Raw genomic sequence first — 235 nt, 5'->3', positions numbered from 1 at the left:
GCCGACGCCTTCGGCGGCGGCGCCAAGGTCAACGAGGACGGCACGATCTCCGCGCCGAGCTACAGCGTGGGCGGGGAGACGGTCGACAACGTCGGCGACGCGGTGAGCGCGCTGGACGGTGCGGTGGCCGGAAACACCGATGCTATCGCGGGCAACACCGCGGCCATCGCCGGCAACACCACGGCGATCACCGAGCTGGGCGACCAGATCAACAGCGGGTCGGTGGGCCTGGTAC

1 protein-coding gene is annotated in these 235 nt (G+C 71.1%); it reads left to right on the top strand.

Annotation, left to right across the window (positions count from 1 at the left end; all coding sequences use genetic code 11):
- A partial coding sequence (locus tag SB775_RS33950; protein WP_410865693.1) for a hypothetical protein occupies positions 1–235 on the top strand: 235 nt, incomplete at both ends.

The sequence above is a fragment of the Peribacillus sp. SIMBA_075 genome (assembly GCF_046534585.1).
Note: the sequence above shows the minus strand (reverse complement) of the source record. Positions and strands in the feature narration are given on the sequence as shown.